The following is a 5,427-nucleotide window of genomic DNA, read 5'->3' on the forward strand; positions in this document are numbered from 1 at the left end:
CAACGAGCTACCGACCGGACGTCGGGGTCGGACACCGCCCTACTGGCGGCTCGCTCAGCTGCCAGCCGCCTCGCCCGCCTGTTCACCGACGCCACCACCAGCGAGGACACGGACAGTGCGGAAATGGATAGAGCAACAATCGAACTGGTGTCGTATTCCGCCTTCGGCGCCGTCGCGTCGGCCACCGACTGGTGGCTCGGCTCCTCGGACCGAGCAGAGCCCGCCATGACCATCCAGACGTTCTCCGCTTATGTCGCCGCGCAGGTAAGTGGACTCGTCGAGTCGTCCTGCGCGCTGGCGGGCGTCACCATCGAAACCGACCAACCCATGCATACCGCATTCTCGCGTGCAGAAGGAGAACAACACCCGTGAGCGATCTTTCGGGCAAACCGGATTTTCGGGGTGCCGCAACACTGACTTTCGACAAGCCTGTCGCCGCGTTCTCCGTCGACATCGATTTGCGAGGCCACTCGCAACCCATCGACGGCCGCTATCGCTGGTACGGACGTGTACGACCCCACGAGGCACTACGCGAGTTCATGGAGTCCACTGGCGGTCGTAATACGTCCGGAACCCTGCGGACCGAAGCCGGTGAGGCAGCTGTCGTTGTCGGCGACGTCGATTTTTGGGGCCGATACCGCCTGCAGGGCACAGGAATGCCCCCCTATCCTGTCGAGCCCGAAGACGAACCCGGCAGCCTTGAATTATCTGCCTCAGGAGATCCCACCATGAGCGCCGATGACGACGCACTGCAGCGAGCAGTCGCCCTCCTGACCCCGCACGCACGTGCAACCGTCGACACTTCCGCCGGCTACGCCGAGCTCCTGGGCGGCACCCCCGCTCCGTCGTCTACCGCTGCAAGCCGCGCCATGAACAATCGCGTCGTGGCGTCGATCTACGAAAAGCTGTGGCGACCGGCGGGGATCATGATGATGGGATTCGGCGGTCTTTCGATGTCCTCGGAACGCTCGAAAGCCGTCGCTGATCTGCGCTTGACCGGGAACATGACCGTTCTCGACGCAGCATCCGGCCCGGGCAACTTCACCAGGCACCTCTCGGAGAGCCTGAGCGGTGACGGCGTGGCCGTCGGTTTCGATATCTCGGAGCAGATGATTGCCCGTGCCGTCCGCGACAACCGAGGAGCGCACGCCGCATACATGCGCGGCGACGCGCAGGCGCTCCCGTTCGCCGACGACACGTTCGACGCGGTGTGCTGCTACGCCGCCCTGTATCTCATTCCGGAACCGCTGGCCGTGGTCGACGAACTGGTGCGCGTCCTTCGCCCCGGAGGGCGCATCGCGATCATGACGAGCTATAACCGGAGCGCCGGCCCGGTGAAGACACTGCTGAGTGCCGGCGCCGGCCGCGCCGGTGTGCGCATGTTCGACAAGGACACTTTCACGTCGATCTTCGAGCGGTCGGACATGACCGACATCGAGCAGGACATTCGCGGGCTCGCCCAATTCGTCAGTGCCACGAAAGCTCACTGACCATCGCCCGAGTGGTTACACCTTCGGTCCGTAGTCGCTGACGACCCACTGCCCGTCTTGATCGGTGACCGTCACCGCGAGAAGGTTAGCCACAGCACCGGCGTCGGGCTGCTGAATGTTTTGCGTAGTCTGCTGCGCGAAGACGGTCACCTTGTACTCGCCGCCCGATTCCGAATCGACTGCAGCGGAAAGCACTTCACCGGTGGCAACGACCTGGGATTCCGTCATGATGGTCGTCAGAGCATCCTGCACACCGTCATACCGATCCTGCAGCGCCTGCGAGGCTCCCTCGTCCACTCCCGCGAAGAAGTCGTCGAGGTTGCGGTAGTCGTAGGTGAGCGACCGCGCGGCATAGTCCGACGCGGTGTTCAGAGCGATCTGCCGATCACGTTCGTCTGCCTGCGACGCGGCAAGATCGACCGCCGACGAACGCCACAGAAAGCCGAAAACCACCGCCAGCACGACGCCCGCGACCGCAAATCCACCCAGCAGCAGCGGCGGACCCTTACGGCCGACGCGCCCGGTGCTCTCTGGACTGGTGGCTGTGTCGGGGTTGGTCATGAAGGGGTTTTCCAATCAGTTGGGTATTTCCACGGCGAGCTTGGCGGGCCCTCCGGGTGGGAACACGGTGTTCAGGACGTCGATGATGGAACCGGCGTCGAGGCGCAGCGGCTTTATCGGTTCCGTGTAGGGCTTGAGCAACGTGGCGATCAGGGCCAGATCGGGCGACACCGGCGTCAAGTAGCTGTCGATCTTCTCGATCAGCGGACCGAGCGGTGTGTCCCAGACGTCCGACGCCACTAGGGAGTACTTGTGGAAGGACTCGAGGAGATCGGCGACGCCTCGTCCCGTTGCGCCCACCTCCGGTCCCGCCTCGGACAGGACCGGACCGTAGCCGTATGCGTCGCGACCTACCTGTTGCGCGTTGTCGTAGAGGTTTTCGATCTGTCCGGTCTTGTCATGCAGGGTGACCGAAAGGTAGCGAATGGTGTCGACGAGAGCGCCGATGTCGGTATCCCGTCCGTCCACCGCCTCCGTTCCGGTATCGGCGAGCCCGGTCAACGCCGACACGTCGAGTTGCTTCGCCAGTGCGTCGCCCTTCGCGAGTGTTTCGCTCACCGTGGCGGCCGCGGAGACACGGTCGCTGTCGATCACGTCGCCGTCGGTGAGGTACGGACCGCCCGCAGTGCGCGGCCGTATGTCCATATACTGCTCCCCCGCCGCGGACAGATTCGCGATCAGTACATCCGAGTCGACCGCGATGTCGTGCCCGGCGTCCAGCGCGATGTCGGCCACCAACCCGTCGGGCGTCACGTCGATGCTCTGCACCTTCCCGACGTGCATCCCCCGTGAGGTGACCTCGGAGGTCTCCATGAGCCCCCCCGAGCTCACCATCCGAACGGTGACGTGGTTGGTGGTGCGACGCGGATCCATGTCGAGCACTCCGACGGTCAGATATGCCACACCTGCGAACGTCAGAACCAACAACGCCACGAGCGATACGCCGGTCGCGTTCGGCTCGCTGGACGACTTCATTTGACTATTCCGATCCCACGCAGGATTGCGATCATGTCGTCGGCGCGGGTCGCCGCCCCTTGGTCGGTCGACACCGAGCGCACATCGATAATCGGCACCGACTGAAAGTACGGAACCAACCGTTCGCGCAGCAGAGTGTTCACCTTGTCCACGTTCATGGGGACGGTCGAGTCCGCACTGCCGACGGTCACGAGGGCGGGCGCCAGAATGCCGACGGCATCGCTCAGTTCGCCGTAGGGAGATTCGAGCACGTCGCCGATGTTCTGCGTCATGTACCCGAGGGTGAAAATGAGGTGCACCACGCTGAACAGCACCTCGGACAGTCCTGCCGCGCGTTGCGGTCCGAGGGTCAGAATGCGGTTCACACCGGCCTGTTGTTGGACGATCGTGTTGGACACGCCTTCGGCAGCAGCGAGAATTCTGTCGATCTCCGGTGTGCTGTCACCCAGATCGGTCAACGCGGCGCGCGCAGCACCGTTGACCTTGTTCATGTCGACGACGTCCTGCGGAACGGCGGCGTTGAAGTTGTTGACTGCCTCCTGCAGCTGTACGTAGTGCCCACCGGTCACCACGTTCGACAATCCGCGCAGCACGTCCTCCACGTTGTCGGCCGGCTTTGTCCGTTCGAGCGGAATGACATCACCGTCTTCGAGGACGCCCGTGCCCGTGGACTGCCCGTCGGGCGGCAGCAGCGAGATATAGATTTCGCCGAGGATCGTCGACTGACGGAGTTCGGCAACGGTGTCGTTCGGGAGAGTCACCGCCGCTTCGATGTCCACTTCGGCCAACGCCGTCGACCCCACCAGCGTCACCGAGTTCAGAACTCCCACGTCGACGCCGTCGACCACGACCTTGGCTTTGTCCGGCAGGTTGAGCACGCTCTGAAATTCGATGTCGATCGAGTAGCTCTCACCGGAAACGTAGCTGCCGGGGATGGGTAAATCGGCCGCATTCGCATTGCAGCCGGCCACGAGCACGACGCAGCACACGGCGGAACCCACGGCCAAAGCGGTGTGCTTCATCGCCAACCCGCCGGTCCGAGAATCAACTGGACGAGCCCGACATCGATGACATCGCCACGCCGTTGGTCGGCCGAACACGTCGGCGCATAGGAATTCATCAAGGCGCATATCTCGTTCGGCGAATTCGTGTCGATCTCGAATTGCGGTGGGTGATAGATCAACCGGCCGCTACGCAGATCACCGTCGTACATAGTCATGAGATTGTCGCTGACGGTCGGTACCTGCTCGAGAATGTCCTTGATGTCGCCGACGCGACCCAGCGCTACATCGACGATCGGAATCAGCTGATCGAGTAAACCGTAGATCTTCTCGTCGTACTTCGCGATGGTTCGTGTGAGCGGCGGAATGAAATCGGCGGTCAGTAGGACGGCACCTGCGAATTCCTGGGTGAACTCCGACAGCGTGATCATGCCGGCCTTCAAGTTGTTCAGCAGCCGCGCCACATCGGGCCAACTCACCGCGAACGTGTCGATGAGACCGTCGAGGTTGTCGATCAACCGCCTCACCGTGGTGTCGCGGTCTGCCGGCTCACCCACCAATCGACTCAATTGCTGGAGTGCCGCGTTCAACTGGGCTCCGGAACCCTGCAAGGACCCGTCCACGGCACGGAGTGTGTCGCCGAGAACATCGGCGTGCGCGCCGTTCTCGTCGGCGGGACCCAACAAGTCCGATGCCAATTCGGAGACCGCATCGAGCGTTTCGCTGATCCCGAGCGGCGTTCTCGTCTTGTCCACCGGGATACAACCGGAACGGTCGAATTCCGGTCCGTGCGTGTACGGCGCGGTGAACTCCACGTGCCGGTCCGTGACGATCGAACTCGACAGTGTCACCGCGCCCACATCAGCGGGCAGCCGGACGGTGTCGTCGACATTCATCGTCACCACCACGGAGGTGTCGGCGCTTTCGATTCGCTCGACAATGCCCACCTTCACCCCGAGCATCATGACCGAGTTGCCCTCGTACAGACCGACCGTATCGGAGAACTGGGCACATACCGTCGACGTCTGCGAGCGGACATCCACGACTCCACTCGCGGACGCCGCAGTTCCTGCAGCGGCGACGATGGTGACCACCGACAGAACGGTGACGATGCTTTGCCTCATCAGCACGCCGTCCCTGGTGCCGGTATGCAGATCCCGAGATCGACGGCGGTCTCCGATTGATCGATCACAGGTCCGTCTCCCTCGGCGATCATTGCGGAAAGCTGATCCGTACTGTCCTTCATGATGGTCACGGCACCGTCGAAGTCGCCCAGACGCGCGAAGAGCTTCTGGGTGATCTCCTCGAGCTGAATGACCGAAGGCTCCAATACCTCCTCGAACGCCATGACCGGCCGGTGGAACAACTGAAACAGCCGCTGCAGAAGGTTGAAGGCACTC

Annotated in this window: 5 protein-coding genes and 2 pseudogenes; 2 read left to right on the plus strand and 5 right to left on the minus strand. The window is 63.0% G+C overall.

The genetic code is table 11. The annotated features are described in order from the left end of the window. Both WBQ44_RS12680 and WBQ44_RS12685 read left to right on the plus strand, forming a co-directional pair. A pseudogene (locus WBQ44_RS12680) lies at nt 1-372 on the plus strand (hypothetical protein); the annotation flags it as partial. Next, entirely contained in the window at nt 369-1,490 is a 1,122-nt protein-coding gene (locus WBQ44_RS12685) for a DUF4873 domain-containing protein (RefSeq protein ID WP_495567039.1), read from the plus strand. The pseudogene WBQ44_RS12680 and the gene WBQ44_RS12685, both read left to right, overlap by 4 nt. Nucleotides 1,491-1,505: 15 nt before the next feature. On the opposite strand, the gene WBQ44_RS12690 is transcribed toward WBQ44_RS12685, so the two are convergent. From WBQ44_RS12690 to WBQ44_RS12710, 5 genes and pseudogenes are all read right to left on the minus strand, one after another. Beyond that, nucleotides 1,506-2,051, minus strand: a complete 546-nt coding sequence (locus tag WBQ44_RS12690; RefSeq protein ID WP_495567040.1) for an Rv1363c family protein — start codon at nt 2,049-2,051, stop codon at nt 1,506-1,508. A gap of 15 nt (nt 2,052-2,066) precedes the next feature. Continuing rightward, nucleotides 2,067-3,026, minus strand: coding sequence for an MlaD family protein (locus tag WBQ44_RS12695; protein WP_495567041.1), 960 nt, complete (start codon nt 3,024-3,026; stop codon nt 2,067-2,069). Then, nucleotides 3,023-4,048 (minus strand): MlaD family protein, encoded by a 1,026-nt coding sequence (locus WBQ44_RS12700; protein ID WP_495567042.1) that lies wholly within the window; start codon nt 4,046-4,048, stop codon nt 3,023-3,025. The genes WBQ44_RS12695 and WBQ44_RS12700 overlap by 4 nt, the downstream gene beginning before the upstream one ends. Continuing rightward, a complete protein-coding gene (locus tag WBQ44_RS12705; RefSeq protein WP_495567043.1) occupies nt 4,045-5,151 on the minus strand; it encodes an MCE family protein in 1,107 nt (368 codons plus the stop codon). The genes WBQ44_RS12700 and WBQ44_RS12705 overlap by 4 nt, the downstream gene beginning before the upstream one ends. After that, a pseudogene (locus WBQ44_RS12710) lies at nt 5,151-5,427 on the minus strand (MlaD family protein); the annotation flags it as partial. The gene WBQ44_RS12705 and the pseudogene WBQ44_RS12710, both read right to left, overlap by 1 nt.

Source organism: Rhodococcus sp. (in: high G+C Gram-positive bacteria), from assembly GCF_049591685.1.
GTDB lineage: Bacteria > Actinomycetota > Actinomycetes > Mycobacteriales > Mycobacteriaceae > Rhodococcoides.

Coding starts and splice junctions, on each gene's coding strand:
- WBQ44_RS12690 (WP_495567040.1), bottom strand. CDS start 2,051: ATGACCAACCCCGACACAGCCACCAGTCCAGAGAGCACCGGGCGCGTC.
- WBQ44_RS12695 (WP_495567041.1), bottom strand. CDS start 3,026: ATGAAGTCGTCCAGCGAGCCGAACGCGACCGGCGTATCGCTCGTGGCG.
- WBQ44_RS12700 (WP_495567042.1), bottom strand. CDS start 4,048: ATGAAGCACACCGCTTTGGCCGTGGGTTCCGCCGTGTGCTGCGTCGTG.
- WBQ44_RS12705 (WP_495567043.1), bottom strand. CDS start 5,151: ATGAGGCAAAGCATCGTCACCGTTCTGTCGGTGGTCACCATCGTCGCC.